Origin of the sequence: Actinomadura sp. NPDC048394 (assembly GCF_040651755.1) — a bacterium.
Lineage (GTDB): Bacteria > Actinomycetota > Actinomycetes > Streptosporangiales > Streptosporangiaceae > Spirillospora > Spirillospora montaniterrae.
This window is the reverse complement of the sequence record NZ_JBEZJL010000101.1, coordinates 1-23,631: the sequence shown is the minus strand read 5'-3', so window position 1 is coordinate 23,631 and position 23,631 is coordinate 1. Positions and strand designations below refer to the sequence as shown.

Sequence of the window (23,631 nt, the reverse complement as noted above, 5' to 3'; positions counted from 1 at the left end):
GGCGTCGATCCTGCGTCGTGGCGGGCCTAGCTCACTCGGGCTTCACCTTGGAGGCGTCGCCGAGGAACTTCAGCTTCCCGTCCACCACCTGGAACATGTAGATCGTCTTGACCTGGATCTCGCCGTTCGCCTCGAACTTGACCGGCTTCGACACGCCCTGGAAGTTGACGGTCTTGAGGTAGTCGTTGACGTCCTTCGTCGTGGTCTTGCCCGCCTTGAAGGCGTCCAGGATCGCGTTCGTGGCGTCGTAGCCCTCGGCCGAGTACGTGCCCTGGTCCTTGTGGAACGCGGTCTTGTAGTCGTTGATGAACTTCGCGACCGCCGGGTTGTCCGCCGTCGGGTTGATCGACTGGCAGGCGCACGAGACCAGCGCACCCTCCGCCTGCTTGGCGCCGGCGCCGTCGATCAGCTTCTGGTCGAGCGCGCCGTCGTCGGAGACGAACTTGGCGGTCACGCCGCCGTCGCGCAGCTGCTTGAGCAGCTTGTCGCCGCCGTTGTAGTAGCCGCCGAAGAAGATCGCGTCCGGCTTGGCCGCCTTCACCTTGTTGACGGTGCTGGAGTAGTCGGTCGCCTTCGGGTCGATCTTGTCGCGCTGCGGGGTCACGCCCGCCGTCTGCACCGCGGAGAACACCTTGTCGGCCAGGCCGACGCTGTACTCCTGGTTGTCGTCGATGACGAAGACCTTCTTGGCGCCCAGCGTCTTGACGATGAAGTCGCCGTCCACCTGGCCCTGCGCGTCGTCGTTGGAGATCAGCCGGTGCCAGAACTTCCAGCCGTTCTTGCCCAGCGCGGTGGAGGTGGCCGAGGGGGAGATGTTCGGGATCTCCGCCTCCTCCAGGCTCGGGACCGTGGCCTTGGACTCGCCGGAGAACACCGGGCCGACGACCGCGGTGACGTCGTCGTCGATCGCCTTCTGCACCTGGCCGGGCGCGACGGCCGGGTCGCCCTTGGTGTCGTAGATCTTGAACTTGACCTTCTTCTTGGGGTTCGTGGCGTTGTACTGGTCGATCGCCAGCTTCACCCCGTTGGAGATGTTGATCCCGAGCTCAGGGGAGTTGTCGCCGGTCTGGACACCGATGTAGGCGATCGTCAGATCCTTGCCCCCGCCGCTGTCTCCCGAGCCGCACGCGGCGGCGCCCAGCGCCATCGCCGCTCCCAGCGCGATCGCGCCGGTCACCCTCATCCTGTTGCGCCGCAAGGTGCCCAACCTTTCACATCCGGATCCGCACCGGATCGGGTACGAGTCATGCCCCGACGCCGACCGCTCCCGGGAGGAGATATCGGTCACTCGGGGACCAGCTATGTCGTACACCGTCGACCCGACCCAGAACAGCACCCCCGGATCGAAGGGTTATTGCTTCGTTACGCCCCTGTGCCCATCGGTTCCCCCGTTTTGCCAGGGACGATTACGGAGCGTGCCGAGCATGGCCGGTCCGGGACCAGCGGTTTGGATCTTGACAACGCGCGGGGTGACAGGGCAGGAAGTCAGCCCGCGGACGGCTCGCCCTCGCCGTTCGCACCGCCGCCGGCGCCGCCGCCCGACGTGCCGGTGGCGCCCGCCACCACGGCCTCCGCGACGGCCCTCATGGTGAGCCTGCGGTCCATCGAGGTCTTCTGGATCCACCGGAACGCCTCGGGCTCCGACCAGCCGTGCGCCTCCTGCAGCAGCCCCTTCGCCCGGTCCACCACCTTGCGGGTCTCCAGCCGCTCCTGCAGCCCGACGACCTCCGCCTCCAGCGCCCGCAGCTCGGTGTACCGGCTCACCGCCATCTCGATGGCGGGCGTCAGGTCGGTCTTGGCGAACGGCTTGACGAGGTAGGCCATCGCGCCGGCCTCCGTCGCCCGCTGGACGAGCTCGCGCTGGGAGAACGCCGTCAGGATCACGACCGGCGCGATCCGGTCCGCCGAGATCCGCTCCGCCGCGGAGATGCCGTCCAGGACGGGCATCTTCACGTCCAGGATCACCAGGTCGGGCTTGAGCTCGCCGGCCAGCCGGACGGCGGTCTCCCCGTCCCCGGCCTCGCCCACGACCTCGTAGCCGTCCTCCTGCAGCATCTCCTTCAGGTCCAGCCGGATCAGGGCCTCGTCTTCCGCGATCACAACTCGCCGAGCGCTCTCCACGCCCCCGACCCTACCGAAACCCGCTACCCTGGTCCCCGTCACCCCTCCCCTGGCCTGCATGGGGGAGGTCCGCAAGCAAAGCGGACAAATGCCCCGATAGCCCAATGGCAGAGGCAATGTGCTCAAACCACATCAAGTGTGGGTTCGAATCCCACTCGGGGCACTTCTTCCATAACGGCCAAGCCTGACAGCACTTGCCCCAAGGCGACGCCCTGAGCCCCTGAGGACGCCTACGCGCCCCTTCCAGATGCCACTCGGCCGCGGCGGCCCGCCGTCCCTCAGGCCGGCGAGCCCTATGGCAAGCCGCACGGCACGGCAGCATTAATGCAGGCTTGTGACGATTTGCGCCCGGTGACACTTGGCGTCATTCCACCCAAAGACTCGATCACGTACAGGCCCGCTCACACTTGGCAGCACGAACCGCGTCGCAGCCTCCGCACTCACCGAGAGATCACTGTGTGAGGTCGAATCGAAACTGTCAGTGGCGGATGCGACAGTACCGCCATGCTCGACGAAGAGATCATCCGACGAGCCTGGCGGCTGAAACAGCAGGGGCCTGACAGGTCACGCCGTTGCCCGCGCCTGCGGTGTTTCCGTCGGCGCCATCTGGGTGATGGCCATATCGCCCGGCAGGCCAAAGGCTGTTCCCACAGCATGGGCGGGGGCGCAAGCACACAAGGAAGATCGAGCCGGCCGGGTGGCAGCGAGAGATCACGGATCAACGCACCGAGGAGTTCGTCCGGGGGCCGATCCACTCGGACGGCTGCCGGAGCATTGGCCAGACGGGAGGCGGTGGCTCGGCTCGATGAGTTCGTGGGGGCCAGGTACCGAGGGTTGGCGTGGTGGCCGGAGCGTCGTGGAAATGAGACCCGGCGGTGATCAAGATGCGGTCCGCGCGCGGCCGGCCGGGCGCCGGCCCTGGCGGGGCGGCGGCCGGTCGGGCGCGCGGGTCAGTGGCTCTCGCCGATGTTGAGGACCTGGAGGGCGTTGGTGGAGCCGGGGGTGCCGGGGGGCGAGCCCGCGACGACGACGACCTTGTCGCCCTTCTGGCAGCGGCCGAGCTCGAGGAGGGCCTGCTCGACCTGGCGGAACATCGCGTCGGTGTGGTCGACCTGCGGGACGATGAAGGTCTCGACGCCCCAGACGTGCGCGAGGCGGCCCCGGACGGCGGGCACCGAGGTGAAGGCCAGCAGCGGGATCGGCGAGCGGTAGCGGGACAGCCGTCGGGCGGTCTCGCCGGACATGGTGAACGCGGCGAGGGCCTCCGCGCCGACGATCGCGCCGACCTCGGCGGCTGCGCGGGCGATGGCGCCGCCGACGGTCTCCGGCATGCGCTGCAGGGTGTGGGTGGCGTGCAGGGTGGCCTGCTCGGCGGTCTCCACGATGCGGCTCATGGTGCGGACGGACTCGATCGGGTACTGGCCGACGCTGGTCTCGCCGGAGAGCATGACGGCGTCGGCGCCCTCGAAGACGGCGTTGGCGACGTCGGAGGTCTCGGCGCGGGTGGGGCGCGGCGCGGAGATCATGGACTCGAGCATCTGGGTGGCGACGATGACCGGGCGGGCCTTCTCGCGGCAGAGTTCGATGGCGCGCTTCTGGACCATCGGGACCTGCTCGAGGGGGAGCTCGACGCCGAGGTCGCCGCGGGCGACCATGATGCCGTCGAAGGCGGCGACGATCTCGGGGAGGAGCTCGACGGCCTGCGGCTTCTCGATCTTGCCGATGAGGGGGACGCGGACGCCCTCCTCCTCCATGATCTGGTAGCAGATGTCGGCGTCGGCGGGGGTGCGGACGAAGGAGAGGGCGACGAGGTCGACGCCGAGGCGCAGGGCCCAGCGCAGGTCGGTCTCGTCCTTCTCGGTGAGGGCGGGGACGGAGACGGGGACGCCGGGCAGGTTGAGGCCCTTGTTGTCGGAGACCATGCCGCCGACCTTGACGACCGTGCGGACGCGGGGGCCGTCAACGGCGGTGACCTCGAGGGCGACGCGGCCGTCGTCGATGAGGACGGTGTCGCCGGGGCCGACGTCGCCGGGCAGGCCCTGGTAGGTGGTGGAGACCTCGCGGCGGGTGCCGGGGACGTCCTCGGTGGTGATGGTGAACTCGTCGCCGAGCGTGAGGCGGACGGGGCCGTCGGGGAACCGCCCGATGCGGATCTTGGGGCCCTGCAGGTCCGCGAGGATGCCGACGCCGCGTCCGGTGGCGTCGGCGGCCGCCCTGATCCGGTGGTAGACCTCCTCGTGGACGGCGTGCTCGCCGTGGCTCATGTTGAGCCGGGCGACGTCGATGCCGGCCTCGACGAGGGCGTGGATCTGTTCCGTGCTGGAGCAGGCGGGACCGATGGTGCTGACTATCTTCGCTCGACGGGTCACGTCACAACCGTACTTAGTTACCCGTTGGTACGGATATTCGTGCAGGATGCGGTCGCCCAAGGTTCACCGAATGGTCTAGGTCAGAGGTCTAGACCATGGCCGCCGGCTCACCGTTTGAAGGCCTCGACGGCGGCCTGGCAGAAGGCCTTGAGGTCGTCCGGCTTGCGGCTGCTCACGAGCACGTTGGGGCCCTCCTCGCAGATCTTGACCTCCTCGTCGACCCAGGTCGCCCCGGCGTTGCGCAGGTCGGTCTGGAGGCTGGGCCAGGACGTCATGGTGCGTCCCCGGACGACGTCGGCCTCGATGAGCGTCCACGGCCCGTGGCAGATGACGGCGACGGGCTTGCCGGCGTCGAAGAACGCCTTGGCGAACGCGACGGCGTTGGGCTGGGTGCGCAGGAAGTCGGGGTTGGCGACGCCGCCGGGCAGCAGGAGCCCGTCGAACTCGGTGTGGTCGGAGACGTCGACGGTGGTGTCGACGGGGAAGGTGTCGGCCTTGTCGAGGTGGTCGAAGGCCTGGAGGCGGCCGGACTGGGTGGAGACGAGGCGCGGGGTGCCGCCGGCCTGCTCGACGGCCTTCCAAGGTTCGGTGAGCTCGACCTGCTCGGTGCCCTCGGGGGCGCAGAGGAAGGCGATGGTCTTGCCCTGGAGATCGGTGGACATGTGGGGTTACCTCCCTTTCGGTTCTCCGAGGTCCCCTGCCCGGGCGGGCGAGTGGTATGCAGGAATGGTGAATCCGACGGGCTATCGGGAGGTCCCCGAACGCGGGGCGGGGCTGGTGTGCTCGTGGACGGCCGCGCTGCCGGCGGGCGCGGAGCCGTTCGTGCAGCGGGTGGTGCCGGACGGGTGCGTGGACGTGATCTGGTCGGCGGACGGGATCCAGGTGGCGGGGCCGGACACGGGCCCGATGCCGGCGGCGATGCGTCCGGGGTCGGTGATGGCGGCGGTGCGGTTCGGGCCGGGGGCGGCGCCGCCGGTGCTGGGGGCGCCGGCGGACGCGGTGCGGGACGCGCGGGTGCCGCTGCGGGAGCTGTGGGGTGGTGCGGCGGACGAGCTGGCGGACGCGGTGGCCGGGGCGGGCTCGCTGGAGGAGCGGCGCGCGCTGCTGGTGGCGGGCGTCCGGGCGCGGGCGGCGGTGGCGGAGCCGGTGGATCCGCTGGTCCCTGTGGTGGTGGCGGGGGTCGCGGGCGGGTCGGTGCGGGAGGTGGCGGACGCGGTGGGGCTGGGCGAGCGCCAGTTGCGGCGGCGTTCGCTGGCGGTGTTCGGGTACGGGCCGAAGACGTTGCAGCGGGTACTGCGGTTCCAGCGGGCGCTGGTGCTGGCGCGTTCGGGGATGGCCCTCGCCGACGTGGCGTACGCGGCGGGCTACGCCGACCAGGCGCATCTCGCGAACGAGGTGCGGGCGCTGGCGGGCGAGCCCGTCCGGTCACTGCTGTAAGCCAGGCTGCGCTGCGAGCGAGATAGCCACCGCGCGCCGGGCCCGCGTGCGTGGCGGGGGTGTGTTGTGCGTGGGGTTGTCAGGGTTTTAGGCGGTTGTAGGCGTGGAGGGTGCGGAGGCGTTCGACGGTGACGTGCCCGCGCCATTCGGGGCGGGTGGCGGGCGTCCAGATGAGGAAGCGGACGTCCCAGCCGCCGTCCTCGTGCTGGGCGTCGATGAGGGCGTCGAGCGCGGCGTCGACGGCGGCGTCGCCGAAGAGGCGGTGCCCGAATCCGCCGGGTGCGGGAGCGAAGTCGAGGACGTCGTGGTGGTCGCTGCGGGCGTGGGCGGCGAAGGCGTCGCGGAGGCGGGTGAAGGCGGCCTCGGCGCGGGCGCGGTCGGGGACGTGGTCGAGGAAGGTGAGCAGGGCGAGGACGTCGTAGGGGCCGGGGTCGGCGGGCGGGTCGTCGAGGTGGCGCCAGCAGAAGGCGGTGGCGGTGGCGAGCCAGGGGTGGCGGGATCCGGCGCGGTGGAGCATCCCGGCGAGGGTCGCGGTGGGGTTGATCGCGGCGGGCGGGTCGTCGGGGGTCTGCCACCAGGGGGCGTGGGGGGCGTCGCGGACGGCGGGCAGGACGAACGGCACTCCCCCGTCGGGGGTGGCGATGGCGGCGAGGTGGGCGGCGATGCGGGCGACGGCGGGGTGGTCGTCGGCGCCGGCCTGGTGGAGGACGTCGAGGGCGTGCTGGGCGGGGACGGGCTGGCTGGCCTCGCCGCGCAGGTCGGGTTCGAGGGCGTGGCCGTAGCCGCCGTCGGGGTTCTCGTAGGCGACGAGGGCGGCGAGGAGGGGCGCGGCGGGGGCGCCGTGGAAGTGCAGGGCGAAGCGGCGGCGGTCGATGACGCGGGCGTTGAGCCGCATGAACTCCCAGGCGCGGGCGAGGGCGGTGGCGGGCGGCGTTCTCATGGCGCTCACCGTAGGGCGGTGCGGTGGGCCGGTCTTGGAGGAAACGGACGGGGCGGGCCCGGCCGCCCCAGCGGTGGGCGACCGGGCCCCTGGCGTCCCGCGTGGGGCCGGGCGGAACCGTAGCGGACGGGCCCTTTCCTCACAAGAGGGCTGTTCTGGGATGTCCGGCGCGATTTCCATGATCCGGAACGTGTGGTCTGCTGGGGCGATGAGCGATCCTCTGGACGAACGTGACATGGCGGCCGGCGCGCTGGGGCTGGTCGCGGAGGCGGCCGGGCCGTACCTGGACGGGCTGGCGGAGCGTCCGGTGCACGACCGGGCGATGGACGTCCTGCTGGACGAGCTGGACGGGCCGCTGCCGGAGCGCGGCGACGGGTCGCTGGCGGCGGTCGAGCGGCTGGTGCGGGTGGGGACGGGGGCGGCGACGCACTCGTCCGGCCCGCGGTTCTTCCATTTCGTGGTGGGCGGGTCGACGCCGGCGGCGATGGCGGGCGACTGGACGGCGTCGCTGCTGGATCAGGCGGCGGGGCTGTGGCTGACGTCGCCGCTGGCGGCGCGGGCGGAGACGGTGGTGCTGCGCTGGCTGAAGGAGTTGTTCGGGCTGCCGGCGTCGTTCGGCGGGGTGCTGACGCCGAGCGCGACGCTGGCGCACGTGACGGGGCTGGCGTGCGCGCGGCAGTGGTGGGCGGGCCGGCACGGGGTGGACGCGGCGTCGCAGGGTCTGGCGGGGCTGCCGGCGATGCCGGTGTTCAGCAGCGGGCTGGTGCACGTCAGCACGCGCAAGGCGCTGCAGATCCTCGGTTGCGGGCGGGACACGCTGCGGGTGTTCGCGCGCGACGACGCGGGCCGGGTGGATCTGGCGGCGATGGACGCGGCGCTGGCGGAGGCGGGCGGCCGGGCGGTGGTCGTGGCGAACCTCGGGGAGGTGAACGCCGGCGACTCCGACCCGGTCGGCGAGCTGGCGGACCTGGCGGAGCGGCACGGGGCATGGCTGCACGTGGACGGGGCGTTCGGGCTGTTCGCGGCGCTGTCGCCGCGGACGGCGCACCTGGCGCGGGGCGTGGAGCGGGCGGACTCGGTGACGGCGGACGGTCACAAGTGGCTGAACGTGCCGTACGAGAGCGGGTTCTCGTTCGTCCGGGACCCGGGGATGCTGAGCGAGGCGTTCGGGGCGTGGGGCGCGGCGTACCTGCCGGAGGAGGACGGCGACCGGGTCAACTACAACATGCTGGGGCCGGAGTCGTCGCGGCGGGCGCGGGCGCTGCCGATCTGGGCGACGTTGCGGGCGTACGGGCGGGACGGGTACCGGGCGATGGTGGAGCGGCATCTGGACGTCGCCGCGCATCTGGGGGCGCTGGTGGAGGCGGCGCCCGACCTGGAGCTGCTGGCGCCGGTGCGGTTGTGCGTGGTGTGCTTCCGGTACCGGCCGGCGGGCGTCCCCGAGGAACGGCTGGACGAGCTGAACGCGAGGCTCGGCGAGGCGCTGCTCGGGGACGGCCGCGTCTATGCGGGCACCAGCCGGTACCGCGGGATGACGGTGTTCCGGCCGGCGCCGTTGAACTGGCGGACCACGAAGGCGGACGTGGAGCGCCTGGTGGAGGTGCTGCGGGAGCTGGCGGCGACGCTGGATCTCTGACCCGGGCCCGGGTCGGTCAGGTGGCGCAGTCGTTCCAGGGCGCCGTCTCGTCGAGCTCGTCGAACGGCTGGGTGAGGCTGAACCAGTTGCCGGAGTCGTCGCGGAAGACGGCCTCGATGCCGTAGGGGCGCCGCTCCGGCTTGTGGACGAAGGTGACGCCCCGGGCCGACAGCTCCTCGTAGGCGGCCTCGCAGTCGTCGGTGGTGAAGGCGCCGGCGCCGAGGACGCCCTTGGCGAGCAGGGACCTCATCTGCTCGGCGGAGTCCGGGTCCATCGTCGGCGGGCCGGGGACCATGAGCGCGAGCCTGAGGTCGGGCTGGCCCTTGGGGCCGACGGTGAGCCAGCGCATGCCGCCCTCGCCGAGGGTCGTGTCGTCGCGCACCTCGAGGCCGAGCTTGGCGGTGAAGAACTCCTTGGCGGACTCCTGGTCGAGGACCCAGACGGTGGAGATCCCGAGTTTGGTGATCATGTTCGGTGGTTCCCTTCGGCGGTGGCGGCTCCGGGCTCTCCGGGGCCGTCGTCCGAGGTCAACGCTAGGGTCGCGGCCCGTCCCCGGGCTTCTCGAAAATTGCGGCCGTGCGGCCGGGACGGTCAGCGGGGCACCGGCCGGTCCGTGCGGAAGCCGCCGGCCCACAGCAGCACGAAGCAGCCGGGGACCGCGGTGCCGCCGCCGGCGCGGGCGCGGCGGCGGAACTCGGTGGGGGTGACGCCGGTCTGCTCCTTGAAGCGGGTGCAGAAGGTGCCGAGGCTGGTGAACCCGACGAGCAGGCAGATCTCGGTGACGGTGAGGTTCGCGGTGCGCAGCAGTTCCTGGGCGCGCTCGATGCGGCGGCGGGCCAGGTAGCGTCCCGGGGTCTCGCCGTAGGCCTCGTTGAACAGCCGGACGAAGTGGTAGCGGGAGTACCCGGCGCGGGCGGCGACGGCGGCGACGTCGAGCGGCTCGGCCCAGTCGCGGTCCATGGCGTCCTTGGCGAGGCGCATCCGCCGCAGGAGCGCGGTGTCCATGCCTCCGATGGTAGGGCGGGGGTCCGACGGTCCGCCCTGGACGGCCGTGGGCCGCCCGGTCAGCGGGCGCCGGGCCAGGGGCCGGGCGGGGTGTGGTCGAAGGTGCCGGTGGCGACGGTGACGTCGTACACGCGGAACCCGCGGGCCTGGTAGTTCCTCAGCGCGGCGGGGTGGTCGTTGGAGCCGGTGGTCAGCCGGACGCGGCGGGTGGGCTTGCGGTCGTGCCAGCGGGTGGCGAGGTCCCAGGCGCGGGCGGCGCCGACGCTGAGCAGGTGGCCGCCGAGGCCCTGGCCGGTGAAGGCGGGCAGCAGCCCGAAGCAGCTGATCTCGACGATGCCGTCCGGCTGCGGGTCGAGCTCGGCGTAGCCGGCGGGGGTGCCGCGGACGTGCGCGACCCAGGTCTCCACGCCGGGCCGCGACAGCCAGTTGAGCCACTGGTCGTAGGTCCAGGCGAGCCGGTCCGTCCAGTAGTGGTCGCCGCCGACCGCGGTGTACAGGTAGCGGCTCAGCTCGGGGCTGGGCAGCTCGGCGCGGGCGATGGCGACGGGGACGTCGGGCACCCGCGCGGGCCGCAGGTCGGCGGGGCCGAGCTGCTCCAGGTGCCAGTCGGTGACCTCGATCTGCCGGGTCGGCATGGGAACCCCCGTACGCGCGACGCCGCCGCGCCCCCGGCGGACACCGGAGGCACGGCGGTCGAATGTTCGCGGATCAGGCTATCGGTCGCGCGGTGGGCGGAATCGGGTAGGGCAGGGCGGTGTGCCCGGTGAGGAACCGGTCCACCCCGTGCGCGGCGGCGCGTCCCTCGGCGATCGCCCAGACGATCAGGGACTGGCCGCGGCCCATGTCGCCGGCCGCGTAGACCCCGTCGACGGAGGTCTTGTAGTCGCGGTCGCGGACGACGTTGCCGCGCTGGTCCAGCTCGACGCCGAGCTGCTCCAGCAGGCCCTCGCGCTGCGGGCCGAGGAAGCCCATCGCGAGGGTGACGAGCTGCGCGGGGATCTCGCGCTCGGTGCCCTCGACCGGCTTGAAGCCGGTGTCGGGGCCGCCGACCTCGACGATCCGCAGCGCCTGGACGTTGCCGTCCGCGTCGCCGACGAACTCGGTGGTGGACACCGCGTACAGCCGGTCGCCGCCCAGGTCGGCGAGCTCCTCGTGGGCGCTCTCCATCTTGAACAGCATCGGGTACGTCGGCCACGGCTGGGCGCCGGTGCGCTCCTCCGGCGGCCGCGGCATGATCTCCAGCTGGGTCACCGACGCGGCGCCCTGCCGGATCGCGGTGCCGATGCAGTCGGCGCCGGTGTCGCCGCCGCCGATCACGACGACGTGCTTGCCCGCGGCGTCGATCGGGGACTTCTCGAAGTCGCCCTCCTGCACCTTGTTGGACGGCGGCAGGTACTCCATCGCCTGGTACACGCCCTTGAGCTCCCGCCCGGGGATGGGCAGGTCGCGCCAGACGGTGGCGCCGCCGGCGAGCACGACCGCGTCGTAGCGGTCGCGCAGCTCGTCCGCGGTGATGTCGACGCCGACGTTCACCGAGGTCTTGAAGGAGGTGCCCTCGGCGCGCATCTGGGCGAGGCGCCGGTCGAGGTGCCGCTTCTCCATCTTGAACTCGGGGATGCCGTAGCGCAGCAGCCCGCCGATGCGGTCGGCGCGCTCGTACACCGTGACGTCGTGGCCGGCGCGGGTGAGCTGCTGGGCGGCGGCGAGCCCGGACGGGCCGGAGCCGACGACCGCGACCTTCCTGCCGGTCTTCACCGCGGGCGGCTGCGGCCGCACCCAGCCCTCGGCGAACGCCCGGTCGATGATCTCGACCTCGACCCGCTTGATCGCGACGGGGTCCTGGTTGATGCCGAGGACGCAGGCGCTCTCGCACGGGGCGGGGCACAGCCTCCCGGTGAACTCCGGGAAGTTGTTGGTGGCGTGCAGCCGCTCGACCGCCTCGTGCCAGTCCTTGCGGTAGACGAGGTCGTTCCACTCGGGGATGAGGTTGCCGAGCGGGCAGCCCTGGTGGCAGAACGGGATGCCGCAGTCCATGCAGCGGCTCGCCTGCTTCTCCAGCCGGTCGCCGCCGAAGTTCTCGTAGACCTCCGACCAGCTCTTGATCCGGACGTCCACCGGGCGGCGCTTCGGGAGCTCCCGCTGGACGGTCAGGAAACCCTTCGGGTCAGCCATGTGGGAATCCCCCTCTCTCAGCCCTGTGCCGCGGCCATGACGGCCTCGTCGACGTCGCGTCCCTGCGCCTCGGCCTCGGCCATCGCCTCCAGGACGCGCCGGTAGTCACGCGGCATGATCTTGGTGAAGCGGGCCGCCGCGGCGTCCCAGTCCGCCAGCAGCCGCTCGGCGACCGCCGAGCCGGTCTCGGCGAGGTGCCGTCCGACCAGGTCCTTGACGAACGCCTCGTCGCCCTCGTCGAGGGGTTCGAGGTCGACCATCTCGCGGTTGACGCGGTCGGCCACCAGGTCCAGAACGTAGGCGATGCCGCCGGACATTCCGGCCGCGATGTTGCGTCCGGTGCGGCCGAGGATGACGGCGCGGCCGCCGGTCATGTACTCGCAGGCGTGGTCGCCGACGCCCTCGACGACGGCGGTCGCGCCGGAGTTGCGGACGCAGAACCGCTCCCCGACGACGCCGCGGGCGAACAGCTCGCCCGAGGTGGCGCCGTACAGGATCACGTTGCCGCCGATGATCTGCTTTTCGGCGGCGAACGCGGCGTCCGCCGGCGGGCGCAGCGTGAGCCGCCCGCCCGACAGGCCCTTGCCGACGTAGTCGTTGGCGTCGCCGACCAGCCGCAGCGTGACGCCGCGCGGGACGAACGCGCCGAACGAGTTGCCGGCGGAGCCGGTGAAGGTGACGTCGATGGTGTCGTCGGGCAGCCCGGCGCCGCCCCACTTCTTGGTCACCTCGTGGCCGAGCATGGTGCCGACGGTCCGGTTGACGTTGCGGATCGGCAGGTCGAGGGTGACCTTGTCGCCGAACGCGACGGCGCCCTCGGCGAGCTGGATGAGGGTGTTGTCGAGCGCCTTCTCCAGCCCGTGGTCCTGCTCGCCGACACAGCGCGGCGCGTCCCCGTACGGGGTCTCGGGCGCGTGCAGCACCGGCGCGAGGTCCAGCCCGGACGCCTTCCAGTGCTCGACGGCCTCCCGGGTGTCGATCATGTCGACGTGGCCGATCGCCTCGTCCAGCGACCGGAACCCGAGCGCGGCGAGGTACTCGCGGACCTCCTCGGCGATGAACTCGAAGAAGTTCACCACGAACTCCGGCTTGCCGGAGAACCGCTCGCGCAGCACCGGGTTCTGGGTGGCGACGCCGACCGGGCAGGTGTCGAGGTGGCAGACCCGCATCATGATGCAGCCCGACACCACCAGCGGCGCGGTCGCGAAGCCGTACTCCTCGGCGCCGAGCAGCGCCGCGATGACGACGTCGCGGCCGGTCTTCATCTGCCCATCGGTCTGCACGACGATCCGGTCGCGCAGGCCGTTCAGCAGCAGCGTCTGCTGGGTCTCGGCGAGGCCGAGCTCCCAGGGCGCGCCGGCGTGCTTCAGCGAGGTCAGCGGGGACGCGCCGGTGCCACCGTCGTGCCCGGAGATCAGCACCACGTCGGCGTGCGCCTTGGACACCCCGGCCGCGACCGTGCCGACCCCGACCTCCGCGACGAGCTTGACGTGCACCCGCGCCTGCGGGTTGGCGTTCTTCAGGTCGTGGATGAGCTGGGCGAGGTCCTCGATCGAGTAGATGTCGTGGTGCGGCGGCGGCGAGATGAGGCCGACGCCGGGCGTGGAGTGCCGGGTCTTGGCGATCCACGGGTACACCTTGTGGCCGGGCAGCTGCCCGCCCTCGCCGGGCTTGGCGCCCTGCGCCATCTTGATCTGGATGTCGTCGGCGTTGGTGAGGTACTCCGACGTCACGCCGAACCGGCCGGACGCGACCTGCTTGATCGCGCTGCGGCGCAGGTCGCCGTTGTCGTCCGGGGTGAACCGGACCGGGTCCTCGCCGCCCTCGCCGGTGTTGGACTTGCCGCCGAGCCGGTTCATCGCGATCGCGAGGGTCTCGTGCGCCTCCGCGGAGATGGAGCCGTACGACATCGCGCCGGTGGAGAACCGCTTGACGATCTCCGATACCGGCTCGACCTCCTCGATCGGCACCGGCGGCCGCGCGCCCTCCTTGAGCTTGAACAGCCCGCGCAGGGTCATCAGCTTCTGCGACTGCGAGTCGACCTTGGAGGTGTACTCCTTGAAGATCTCGTAGCGGCGGGTGCGGGTGGCGTGCTGCAGCTTGAACACCGTGTCCGGGTTGAACAGGTGCGGCTCGCCCTCGCGGCGCCACTGGTACTCGCCGCCGACCTCCAGCGTGCGGTGCGCGGCCTCGTTCCCGCCCGGCGGGTAGGCGCGGGCGTGCCGCTCGGCGACCTCGCGGGCCAGCACGTCGAAGCCGACGCCGCCGAGCCGGGACGTGGTGCCGGTGAAGCAGCGCGACACGACGCGCTCGCCGAGGCCGATCGCCTCGAAGATCTGCGCGCCGGTGTAGGACGCGACCGTGGACACGCCCATCTTCGACATGACCTTCAGGACGCCCTTGCCGTACGCCTTGACCAGGTTCCGCACCGCCTTGTCGGGCTCGACGCCCGGCAGGGCGCCGCCGCGGACCATGTCCTCGACGGTCTCGATCGCCAGGTACGGGTTGATCGCGGACGCGCCGTACCCGATGAGCAGCGCCATGTGGTGGCACTCGCGGGCCTCGCCGGTCTCGATCACCAGGCCGACCTTGGTGCGGGTCTTCTCCCGGATCAGGTGGTGGTGGACGGCGCCGGTGAGCAGCAGCGCGGGGATCGCGGCGCGGGCGGAGTCGGCGCCGCGGTCGGACAGCACGATGATCCGCGCGCCGGCCTCGATGGCCCGGCTCACCTCGGAGTTGATCTCCTCGAGGCGGGTCTCCAGGGCCTCGCCGCCACCGGCGACCTCGTACAGGCCGTGCACGACGTGGGCCTGCAGGTGCGGCAGGGAGCCCTCGTCGTCGATGTGGATGATCTTGGAGAGCTCGTCGTTGTCCAGGATCGGGGTGGGCAGCACCAGCCGGCGGCACGAGTCCGGGCCGGGCTCCAGGAGGTTGCCCTCCGGGCCGAGCGTGGACTGCAGCGAGGTGACGAGCTCCTCGCGGATCGCGTCCAGCGGCGGGTTCGTGACCTGCGCGAACAGCTGCTTGAAGTAGTCGAACAGCAGCCGCGGGCGCTCCGAGAGCACCGCGATCGGGGTGTCGGTGCCCATCGACCCGATCGGCTCCGCGCCGGTCCTGGCCATCGGGCCGAGGATGATCCGCTGCTCTTCGAGCGTGTACCCGAACGTCTGCTGCCGCTTGACGAGGGTGTCGTGCGTCGGGATCTCCCGCTCGCGCTGCGGCAGCTCCTCGAACCGGACCAGGCCCTCGTGCAGCCACTGCGCGTACGGGTGCTCGGCGGCCAGCTCCGCCTTGACCTCGTCGTCCTCGACGATCCGCCCGGCCTCGGTGTCGACCAGGAAGATCTTGCCGGGCTGGAGGCGGCCCTTGCGCACCACCTTGTCCGCCGGGATGTCGAGCACGCCGGCCTCGCTGGCGAGCACGACCAGGCCGTCGTCGGTCACCCAGTAGCGGCCGGGGCGCAGGCCGTTGCGGTCCAGCACCGCGCCGACGACGGTGCCGTCGGTGAAGCTGACGCTGGCGGGGCCGTCCCACGCCTCCATCAGGGTGGAGTGGAACTCGTAGAACGCGCGGCGCTCGGCGTCCATCTCGGCGTGGTTCTCCCACGCCTCCGGGATCATCATCAGCACCGCGTGCGGCAGCGACCGGCCGCCGAGGTGCAGCAGCTCCAGGCACTCGTCGAACGAGGCGGTGTCGGACGCCTCGATGTCGATCACCGGGAAGATCCGGGAGATGTCGCCGGGGATCAGGTCGGACTTCAGCAGCGCCTCGCGGGCCCGCATCCAGTTCCGGTTGCCCCGGACGGTGTTGATCTCGCCGTTGTGCGCGATGAACCGGTACGGGTGCGCGAGCTCCCACGCCGGGAACGTGTTCGTCGAGAACCGCGAGTGCACCAGCGCGATCGCGCTGCTGAACCGGCGGTCCGACAGGTCGGGGAAGAACGGCTCCAGCTGCGGGGTGGTGAGCATCCCCTTGTAGACGATCGTCCGGCTGGACAGGCTCGGGAAGTAGACGCGGACGTCCTGCTCGGCGCGCTCGCGCATGCAGAACACGGCGCGGTCCAGCTCCAGGCCGGTCTTGCCCGCGTGCGGGCCGCCGGCGGCGGGCGCCACGAACAGCTGGGCGAAGTGGGGCATGACCCGGCGGGCGGCCGGGCCGGTGAACGCGGGGTCGTGCGGGAGCTCCCGCCAGCCGAGCACCGTCAGGTGCTCCTCGGCGCACAGCGTCTCGATGTGCGCGACCGCGGCGGCGCGCTCCTCGCCGTCCGCGGGCAGGAACGCGATGCCGGCCGCGTAGGCGCCGGCCTCGGGCAGCGCGAAGCCGCACTCCTCGCGGAAGAACGCGTCCGGGATCTGGACGAGGATGCCGACGCCGTCTCCGTCGTCCGGCTCCGCGCCCACGGCCCCGCGGTGGTCCAGGTTCTTCAGGACGGTCAGGGCGTTCTGGACGATGTCGTGGCTCTTGCGGCCGTGCAGGTCGGCCACCATGCCGACGCCGCAGGCGTCGTGCTCGTTCGCCGGGTCGTACAGCCCCTGGGGTCCGGGGCGGCCCGGTGTGAGGGCAGCAGCAGCCATCAACCCTCCCGTCGTCGTCGTGTGTCACTGCTTCGTGTCAGTGCAGTCCGGGACGACGTTGGCCCTGCTGCGGTGAGATGACATTACATCACTGCCGGGATCATGCCCGACTGGACCAGATCGCGAAACTTCCGCCGGGCGATCGGCTGCGCGTCATCTCCGAGTGGTTTAGACCAGGCTACCGGTTCCGGAAAGTCGCAAAACGCCCTGACCTGGTGAGGATCATCACCGGCGAACCATGTTTACCCGGCGAAGAACGCAACATGCCTGAAACACTCGCGGGTATCCGGATCCTTCCCGGGGTGGGGCGGGCGATGCGGCGGTGTCCGCTCAGTGAGACACGGCGGCCTCACAGGCTGGGACGCGGGAGCGTCCGCTCAGTGGGACGCGGCGGCGGCGCGGCCGAGCACCGCCGGGGCCTTGCCGCCCTCGATCAGCAGCGACAGCAGGTTCCCGTCCGACGCGTCGCCCTTGCCGTCCAGGCACTGCGCCCACGACACCACCGCGTAGTGCCCCATCGCCAGGCCCCGCGCCATCCCGAAGCCCTGCCCGAACCGGTCCAGCGGCGCGGCCGCCGGCAGCGGCACCACGAACCCGCCGCCGAGCGTGTGGTCCAGCAGCGCGACGAACCGGTCGGCGTCCGCCGACGACGCCAGGTTGAACACCGCGACGGCCAGCCCGTACCCGTGCCGGATGTCGGAGTAGATTCCGCGCACCGCCTGCGTGCAGCCGCCGTTCGCGAGGTCCGCGGCCACCGACTGCCCCCACACCGCGGCCGTGCAGTCGCCGTCCAGCCTCTTCGCCCGCAGCGTCAGGGCGAGCTTCGTGCCGTCCACCGAGAGCTTCGACGCCGACGACGGGAACGCCTCCCCGATCGTCAGCGGCTTGGCGTCGGCCTTCCGGGACGCGATGCCCGCGTACGCGGAGGACGACGGCGAGCTGGAGTACGACTCGGGCGAGCTGCCGTTGCCCGCCGCCTTCCCGGCGGGCTTGCGCGGGGCGTCGCCGGCCGTCCCGCCGCCGTCGTCCCCGCCGCCGCTCAGCGCCAGGGCCGCGACCAGCCCGATCACTACCAGCACCGCGAGCGCCGCCGCGGCCCCGAAGTAGAGCTTCGCGCCGGGACCGCCCTTCGCGGACGCGCCCGGGCGGCGCGGTCTCCCCGGCCCGCCGGGACGCCGTCCCTTCCTGGGCCTGCGGCCTCTGGACGGGGCGTCCGGCACCTCGTCCTGCGCGGGCGCCTCACTGCCGTAGGGGTCGTCCTGGTATGCGGGATCGCCCTGGTAGGGGGCGTTCTCGGCGAAGCCGGACTCCTCGTAGGGCGGCTCGTCGTAGGAGGGCTGCCCGTAGGGCGGTTGCTCCGCGTACGCCTGGTCGGCGTAGGCGCCCTGGTCCGTGTAGGGCCGCTCGGGAGGGCCGGCCTGCTCGGGAGGGCCGGCGTGGCCCTGGGCGCCGCGGCGGCGCCCTCCGGAACGTTCCGGCCGGGCGGCGCCGTCGCGCGGCGAGCCGATCCGGCGGGGCCCGCCCGTCCGGCCCTGGCCCCTGCGCGGGGCGGGCTGCCGGCGGCCGGAGCGGCTCACCGGCGCGCGCTTCGGACGGCCGCCGCGGCGGCCGCGGTCATCGGGTTCCACGGCGGCGGACTACCGCTGCGCGGGGCGCACGTTACGACGCCCCGTTCCCGGCCAGGTCGAGCCGCTGGTAGAGGAAGTCGCCGGCGTTCTCGACGACCAGGCTGACGTCGATCATCTCGTTCAGCGAGTCGGGCCGCGCCCCGCCCGCGCGCTCCACCCACGTCACCACGGCGTAGTGCCCGTAGACGCTGGCGTAGGCGGCGGTGAAGCCGGGCCCGAACGACGCGACGCCCTTCGGCTGCAGCGGCGTCAGCCACCCGGCGCCGGTCGCCTTGTCGAGGTCGCGCAGCACCTGCGCGGAGCCGTCCTGGCTCGCCAGGTTCACGACCATGAACTGGCCGACGTACTTCTTGTCCGGGCTCACGTACGCGCTGCGGACCACCTGCGTGCAGCCGTACTTGGCGAGGTCGCCCTGCAGCCGCGCGCCCCAGCTCGCGCTCTTGCAGTCGGACGTGAGGTCCGAGGCGGCGAGCGTCATCGTGTACTTGCCCTGCTTGAGGGTCTTGGCGTCGGCCGAGAACGCCTCGCCCTCGGTGATCGCCCGGTTGTCGGCGGTGCGCTGGGCGATCTTGCCGAACCCGTCGCCGCTGAAGTCGGGCGTGTAGGCGGTCGGCAGCGCCTTCGCCGCGGGCTTGTCGCCGCCGCCTCCGCCGCCGAGGGCGACCACGGCGACCACCGCGATCACGACCACGGCGACCAGGGCGGCCGCCCCTCCGTACAGCAGCTTGGGGTTCGGAAGGTTCCGGCGGGGCTTGTCCTCCGGCCAGAAGTCCTTCCCTGCGCCGTCGCCTCCGGCCGCGGGGGAACCAGTGTCACGGGCCTCGATCACGCCCCGGAGCTTAGCGGTCCCGCCGCACCCGCCGCGCCCAAAAGGGCGATTCATCCGCATTTGTTGCACGGCCGGCGGGCCCGGACCTGCACCCGGCCCGCACCGCGCCCACGCCCGACCCACGCCGGGCCCGCGCCCGACCCACGCCGGACTCGCGACGGGCCCGTGCGGGTCACAGCCCGTTGGTGCCGATCACCGCGCCGACGCCGTAGGTGATCGCGGCGGCCGCCGCGCCGAACAGCAGCTGCCGCGCCCCGCCGAACCACCACGCCCGCGTCGTCACCCGCGACACCAGCGCCCCGGCGAAGAACAGCCCCAGCGCCGCCACCGCGGCCGCCGGCCACAGCGTGGACGCGCCCAGCAGGTACGGCAGCACCGGCAGCAGCGCCCCCACCGCGAACGACAGGAACGACGACCCCGCCGCGAGCAGCGGCGACGGCAGGTCCCCCGGGGACACCCCGAGCTCCTCCTTGGAGTGCACCTCCAGCGCCCCCTCGGGGTTGCGCGACAGCTGCCGCGCCACCTCCGCGGCGGTCTCCGGGTCCACCCCGCGCGCCTCGAACACCCCGGCCAGCTCGCGCTGCTCGGCCACCGGGTTGCGGGCCAGCTCCAGCCGCTCGATCTCGATCTCCGCCAGCGCCAGCTCCGACTGGGACGCGACGGAGATGTACTCCCCCGCCGCCATCGAGAACGCGCCCGCCGCCAGCCCGGCGAGCCCCGCCAGCAGCACGATCTTCGGGTCCTGCTTCCCGCCCGCGATCCCCGCGATCAGCGCGAAGTTGGAGACCAGCCCGTCCATCGCGCCGAAGACCGCGGGCCGCAGCCAGCCCCCGCTGACGTCGCGGTGCTGGTGGTGCAGCTCCGGTGTCTGGCCGGACTTCTCCCCGGTCATCTCCCCCGTACCGGACATCGTGTCTTCCTACTTCCCGTCCTTGACGGGCTCTCCCTTCCCTACCCGCTCGGGAGCGTCGGCGGCACCGTCCGGACCATTCTCACTGTTCACGGCCGCGGCCGGCGCGCCGGGCCCCGGTTCGGGCGCCGCTTCCGGCGCGGGCTCCGGTTCGGGCTCCGCGGCGGCCTCCTCCGGGCGCTCAGCGGGCTCCTCGGCGGTCTCGGGGGCGGATTCCGTGTCGGACGTCTCGGCGGCGGCGCCGGGGGCGTCCTCGGCGGGCTGCGCGTCCTGCGCGGCGTCCGCGGGCTCGTCCGCCTCCGCGGCCTCCGGCTCCCCGGCGTCGTCCTTCGCGGCCTCGGGCTCCGCGTCCTCGGGCTCCTCACCTTCGGCCTTCTCGGGCGCGGTCTCCTCGGACGCCGGCTGCGCGGCCGTCTCCGCCTCGTCGGCCTCGTCTGCCTCGTCCGCCGCTTCGACGGGCCGTTCGGCCTCCGGATCCTCGTCCTTCGCGGCGTCCTTCGCGGGCTCGTCCTTCGCCGGCGCGTCGTCGGCGGCCGCGTCCACCGCGGTGGCCTCGGAGTCGCCGGACGGTGCGGCGCCACCCGGCGCGTGCCCGACGACCGCCTCCGGGCCCGTCTTGTTGCGCGCGAAGTACAGGTAGGCGACGGCGCAGAGGAAGACCACGACCGAGGTGTAGTCGTTCAGCCGCAGGCCGAGGAAGTGGTGCGCGTCGTCGATGCGCAGCGCCTCGATCCAGCCGCGTCCCACCGTGTAGGCGGCGACGTACAGCGCGAACGCCCGGCCGTGGGTGAGCTTGTAGCGGCGGTCGGCCCAGACGATCAGGATCGCGACGCCGATGCACCACAGCGACTCGTACAGGAACGTCGGGTGGTAGGTGCCGATGTTCTCGTACTTCGGGTTCAGGGCCGGGCCGTCGCCGAGCGTCGGCCGGTGGCTCGGGTCGATCTTCAGGGCCCAGAAGGTGTGCAGCGGCTTGCCGTACAGCTCCTGGTTCCAGTAGTTGCCCCAGCGGCCGACCGCCTGCGCCAGGACGATCCCGGGCGCGCACGCGTCGGCGAGCGCGAGGATCGAGATGCCGCGCCGCCGGCAGCCGACCCACGCGCCGACCGCGCCGAGCGCGATGGCGCCCCAGATGCCGAGGCCGCCCTTCCAGATCTCCAGGGCCCGGACCGGGTCGCCGCCGCTGCCGAAGTACCGCTGCGCGTCGGTGACGACGTGGTACAGGCGCCCGCCGACCAGGCCGAACGGCACCGCCCACACGGCCACGTCGATGATCGTGCCGGGGGCGCCGCCCTTGGCCGCCCAGCGTCGCTCGCCGACCCAGACCGCGACGACGATGCCGAGAATGATCATGATCGCGTAGGCACGGAGCGGGATGGGTCCGAGGTGCCAGACGCCCTGGGACGGGCTCGGGATGAAGGCGACCGGGTGCATGACCGTTGACGTTACCGCCTCCGGCGGCATGGGACGGAAACGTCCGCGGCACCGACAGCCGATCGCCGCGCTACGGACACCGGTACGAGACCATGCGGGACGCCGTTCAGCCCTGCTCGGGGGCCCGGCCCGCGGACCGCGGGGTGCCGGAGCCCGCCTTGGCGACGGCCTTCTGCAGGCCGTCCGGGGAGCCGAGGGCGTCGTCGCCGAGCTGCCTGCCGTTCAGCGCGAGGAACGGGGTCGCGGTCACGCCCGCCTTGCCGGCGTAGGCGGTGGCCTGGTCGACCTGGCCCATCTTCTGCGCGCCGTTCACGCACGCCGCGAACGAGGGCGCGGTGACGCCGAGCTGCCCCGCCCACTTGACCAGGTCGGCGTTCGAGAAGCCCTTGTCGCCCTCGGGCGGCTGCTCGGCGTACAGCTTGTCGTGGTACTTCACCCAGTGGTCGGCGGGCATGCAGGCGGCGGCGTTCGCGGCGCGCCGCGAGTTCGACATCAGCGGGTCCTGCTGGAACAGCTGGAACGGCCGGTAGACGACCTTGACGCGGCCCTCGGCGGCGAGCTTCTTGATCGTGCCGCCGACACGGGCCTCCATCGCCTTGCAGGCGGGGCACTGGAAGTCCTCGAAGACGTCCAGGACGGGCGTGGTCACGCCGGGGTTCGCCATGGCGACCGAGCCGTCCTGCTGGCGGGTGGCGGGCGCGATCGGGCCGGTGTACTTCTCGGCGGACGGCCCACCGTCCCCCTTGTTGCCGATCGCGACGACGACGATGACGACCACGACGGCCGCCGCCGCCACCGCGCCGAGCACGACCACGAGCAGCCGCCTGCGCCGCTGCGCCGCCGCCGCCCGCCGCCGCTCCTCCGCGAGCCGGTCCCGCGCGGAACGCTCCCTGTCGGCCTTGCTCATCGATCCCCCAACGACCATGACGGTGTGTTACTCGAGCACACCCGAGCGTAGTGGGGAGGGGCGTCCCGCGCGGTGAGGCCGCACGGAGGGTTCAGCGGTTCGCGCGGCGGAGGCTCACTTCTTGGCCGCGCCGGCGGCCGCGTCGACCATGGCCTTCAGGCCGTCGGGGGTGAAGACGACGTTGCTGTCGAGCTTGCGCCCGTCGAGGAAGACCGTCGGCGTGCTGTCGACCCCGCGGGTCTGCAGCGCATAGTTGGTCATCGCGTCGACCTGCGACTTCTTCTGCTCGTCCTTCACGCACTTCTCGAAGTTCGGGTCGGAGATCCCGATGTCCTTGCCCCACTTGACGAGGTCCTTCGGCGCGAAGCCCTTCGAGCCCTCGGCCGGCTGGAAGCGGAACAGCGCGTCGTGGTAGGAGATCCACTTGTCGGCGGGCACGCACAGCGCGGCCTCGGCGGAGCGCAGCGAGTTCGTCTTGACCGGGTCGGGGCTGTTGCCGAACAGGTGGAACGGCCGGTAGACGACCTTCACCTTGCCCTGCGCGGCGAGCTGCTCGACGGTCGAGCCGGTGTTCTTCTCGAACTGCTTGCAGTTCGGGCACTGGAAGTCCTCGAAGATCTCCAGTTCCGGCTTGGTGACGCCGGCCTTGGCCATCACGATCGAGCCGTCGGCCTGGCGGCTGAGGGGGGCGAGGGCGCCCTGGTGGACCTCGGCGCGGCCGCTCTTGTTCTTGTGGTCGATGACGAGGACGGTCGCCACCACGATCACCGCTACCGCGACCACCGACCCGAGGACGATGGACAGCAGCCGCCGCTGCTTGGCCCGCGCCGCCTGCCGCCGCCGTTCGGCGGCGAGGCGCTCTCTCGCGGACCGCTCCCGTGCGGCCTTGCTCATTGGGGACTCCTATGGATGGGGGCCGCGCGTGCTGCGTGCGGCGCGGGTCCGGCGGGACTAGTCGGCCTGACCGATCCGCCGGAACTCGTCGAACAGAACGAGGACGAAGAGCAGGATAGTGATGGCGTGGACCCCGCTGCACCACAGGCAGATCTTGTGCAGCACCGCCAGCTCGACCGTCACGAGGTAGACGACGAAGAGCACGCCGACCGACACCGCCGCGAGCCGCCCCCAGCGCAGCGGCGGCCACGGCGAGCGCAGCGCCCACGGGGTGATCAGCGCGCCGAACCCGACGAAGAACGCGAGCCCGAACAGCGGCATGGGGATGCCGAGGAGCTCGGAGTACTCGCTGGTGGTGACCGCGTGGCAGTCGACCGTGGCGGTGGCCGAGCACACCAGGGCGCCCTGGTCGTAGTGCGTGATCGTCAGGTAGACGGAGATGCCGAGCCCGGCGAGGGTGAGCAGCCAGGCGACGGCCTGGTACCACACGGGCGGGCCGGGCGCCGCCGCCGTCGCGCGTTCCCGCGCCGTCATCTCTTGCGTCATCGTGGATCCTTCCGGGACGGCCTCCGCCGGCGAAAACACCTTACGGGAGCGGGAGGCCGTCTCAAGCATGAACCGGACGGGGGCGACGGCGAGTTCCCGGAACGCGGAAAAACGTCCGCGGAAACGGGACGGGCCCGGTTCCGCGGGCGTTCGGTGTTCGCTTTGCGGCCCGGCCGGCGAGATCGGAAGAGGGTCGTGGTGGGGAAGAGTGTATGGGTGGGCGTGGGGT

Annotated in this window: 19 protein-coding genes and 1 tRNA gene; 3 read left to right on the top strand and 17 right to left on the bottom strand. The window is 72.3% G+C overall.

The window, feature by feature from the left end:
- Window positions 1-31: 31 nt before the first annotated feature.
- Entirely contained in the window at window positions 32-1,183 is a 1,152-nt protein-coding gene (locus tag AB0C78_RS45065; RefSeq protein ID WP_360760865.1) for a branched-chain amino acid ABC transporter substrate-binding protein, read from the bottom strand.
- Window positions 1,184-1,485: 302 nt separating this feature from the next.
- The gene (locus AB0C78_RS45060) at window positions 1,486-2,100 is read right to left on the bottom strand and encodes a response regulator (protein WP_360760863.1); all 615 of its coding nucleotides are present in this window, start codon (window positions 2,098-2,100) and stop codon (window positions 1,486-1,488) included.
- A gap of 111 nt (window positions 2,101-2,211) precedes the next feature.
- Here AB0C78_RS45060 and AB0C78_RS45055 point away from each other — a divergent pair.
- Window positions 2,212-2,284 (top strand) — tRNA-Leu (locus AB0C78_RS45055).
- Between the two features lie 787 nt (window positions 2,285-3,071).
- Here AB0C78_RS45055 and pyk read toward each other — a convergent pair.
- Window positions 3,072-4,490, bottom strand: a complete 1,419-nt coding sequence (gene pyk, locus AB0C78_RS45050) for a pyruvate kinase (RefSeq protein WP_360760847.1) — start codon at window positions 4,488-4,490, stop codon at window positions 3,072-3,074.
- Between the two features lie 107 nt (window positions 4,491-4,597).
- Window positions 4,598-5,152 carry a type 1 glutamine amidotransferase domain-containing protein gene (locus AB0C78_RS45045; RefSeq protein ID WP_360760846.1) on the bottom strand — a complete coding sequence of 185 codons (555 nt, stop codon included), beginning with the start codon at window positions 5,150-5,152 and terminating at the stop codon, window positions 4,598-4,600.
- 64 nt (window positions 5,153-5,216) lie between these two features.
- Between AB0C78_RS45045 and AB0C78_RS45040 the strand changes: the two genes are divergently transcribed.
- Entirely contained in the window at window positions 5,217-5,927 is a 711-nt protein-coding gene (locus AB0C78_RS45040; protein ID WP_360760845.1) for a helix-turn-helix domain-containing protein, read from the top strand.
- Between the two features lie 79 nt (window positions 5,928-6,006).
- Here the strand turns inward: AB0C78_RS45040 and AB0C78_RS45035 are convergent, their stop codons facing one another.
- Complete coding sequence (locus tag AB0C78_RS45035) at window positions 6,007-6,867, bottom strand: hypothetical protein (RefSeq protein ID WP_360760843.1); 861 nt, start codon at window positions 6,865-6,867, stop codon at window positions 6,007-6,009.
- Window positions 6,868-7,075: 208 nt separating this feature from the next.
- On the opposite strand from AB0C78_RS45035, the gene AB0C78_RS45030 reads away from it, so the two are divergent.
- A complete protein-coding gene (locus AB0C78_RS45030; protein WP_360760841.1) occupies window positions 7,076-8,503 on the top strand; it encodes a pyridoxal-dependent decarboxylase in 1,428 nt (475 codons plus the stop codon).
- 16 nt (window positions 8,504-8,519) lie between these two features.
- Here AB0C78_RS45030 and AB0C78_RS45025 read toward each other — a convergent pair whose 3' ends face one another.
- The 12 genes from AB0C78_RS45025 to AB0C78_RS44970 form a co-directional block, all read right to left on the bottom strand.
- Window positions 8,520-8,972 (bottom strand): VOC family protein, encoded by a 453-nt coding sequence (locus AB0C78_RS45025; RefSeq protein ID WP_151544281.1) that lies wholly within the window; start codon window positions 8,970-8,972, stop codon window positions 8,520-8,522.
- A gap of 122 nt (window positions 8,973-9,094) precedes the next feature.
- Entirely contained in the window at window positions 9,095-9,508 is a 414-nt protein-coding gene (locus AB0C78_RS45020; RefSeq protein WP_360760839.1) for a helix-turn-helix transcriptional regulator, read from the bottom strand.
- Between the two features lie 59 nt (window positions 9,509-9,567).
- Window positions 9,568-10,143: a GNAT family N-acetyltransferase gene (locus AB0C78_RS45015; RefSeq protein ID WP_360760838.1), complete on the bottom strand. Its 576-nt coding sequence runs from the start codon at window positions 10,141-10,143 to the stop codon at window positions 9,568-9,570.
- Between the two features lie 73 nt (window positions 10,144-10,216).
- Complete coding sequence (locus AB0C78_RS45010; RefSeq protein WP_360760836.1) at window positions 10,217-11,680, bottom strand: glutamate synthase subunit beta; 1,464 nt, start codon at window positions 11,678-11,680, stop codon at window positions 10,217-10,219.
- A 17-nt stretch (window positions 11,681-11,697) separates the two neighbouring features.
- Window positions 11,698-16,254 carry a glutamate synthase large subunit gene (gene gltB / locus AB0C78_RS45005; RefSeq protein ID WP_360760834.1) on the bottom strand — a complete coding sequence of 1,519 codons (4,557 nt, stop codon included), beginning with the start codon at window positions 16,252-16,254 and terminating at the stop codon, window positions 11,698-11,700.
- A 377-nt stretch (window positions 16,255-16,631) separates the two neighbouring features.
- A complete protein-coding gene (locus tag AB0C78_RS45000; protein WP_360760832.1) occupies window positions 16,632-17,882 on the bottom strand; it encodes a hypothetical protein in 1,251 nt (416 codons plus the stop codon).
- A gap of 31 nt (window positions 17,883-17,913) precedes the next feature.
- Window positions 17,914-18,711, bottom strand: coding sequence for a hypothetical protein (locus tag AB0C78_RS44995; RefSeq protein WP_360760831.1), 798 nt, complete (start codon window positions 18,709-18,711; stop codon window positions 17,914-17,916).
- A gap of 172 nt (window positions 18,712-18,883) precedes the next feature.
- Complete coding sequence (locus AB0C78_RS44990) at window positions 18,884-19,621, bottom strand: VIT1/CCC1 transporter family protein (protein ID WP_360760829.1); 738 nt, start codon at window positions 19,619-19,621, stop codon at window positions 18,884-18,886.
- A gap of 9 nt (window positions 19,622-19,630) precedes the next feature.
- Window positions 19,631-21,055 carry a prolipoprotein diacylglyceryl transferase gene (gene lgt / locus AB0C78_RS44985; protein ID WP_360760827.1) on the bottom strand — a complete coding sequence of 475 codons (1,425 nt, stop codon included), beginning with the start codon at window positions 21,053-21,055 and terminating at the stop codon, window positions 19,631-19,633.
- A gap of 106 nt (window positions 21,056-21,161) precedes the next feature.
- Window positions 21,162-21,962 (bottom strand): thioredoxin domain-containing protein, encoded by an 801-nt coding sequence (locus AB0C78_RS44980; RefSeq protein ID WP_360760825.1) that lies wholly within the window; start codon window positions 21,960-21,962, stop codon window positions 21,162-21,164.
- A gap of 114 nt (window positions 21,963-22,076) precedes the next feature.
- The gene (locus AB0C78_RS44975; protein ID WP_151545179.1) at window positions 22,077-22,856 is read right to left on the bottom strand and encodes a thioredoxin domain-containing protein; all 780 of its coding nucleotides are present in this window, start codon (window positions 22,854-22,856) and stop codon (window positions 22,077-22,079) included.
- A gap of 57 nt (window positions 22,857-22,913) precedes the next feature.
- Window positions 22,914-23,402: a vitamin K epoxide reductase family protein gene (locus AB0C78_RS44970; protein WP_151545180.1), complete on the bottom strand. Its 489-nt coding sequence runs from the start codon at window positions 23,400-23,402 to the stop codon at window positions 22,914-22,916.
- Between the last annotated feature and the right edge of the window lie 229 nt (window positions 23,403-23,631).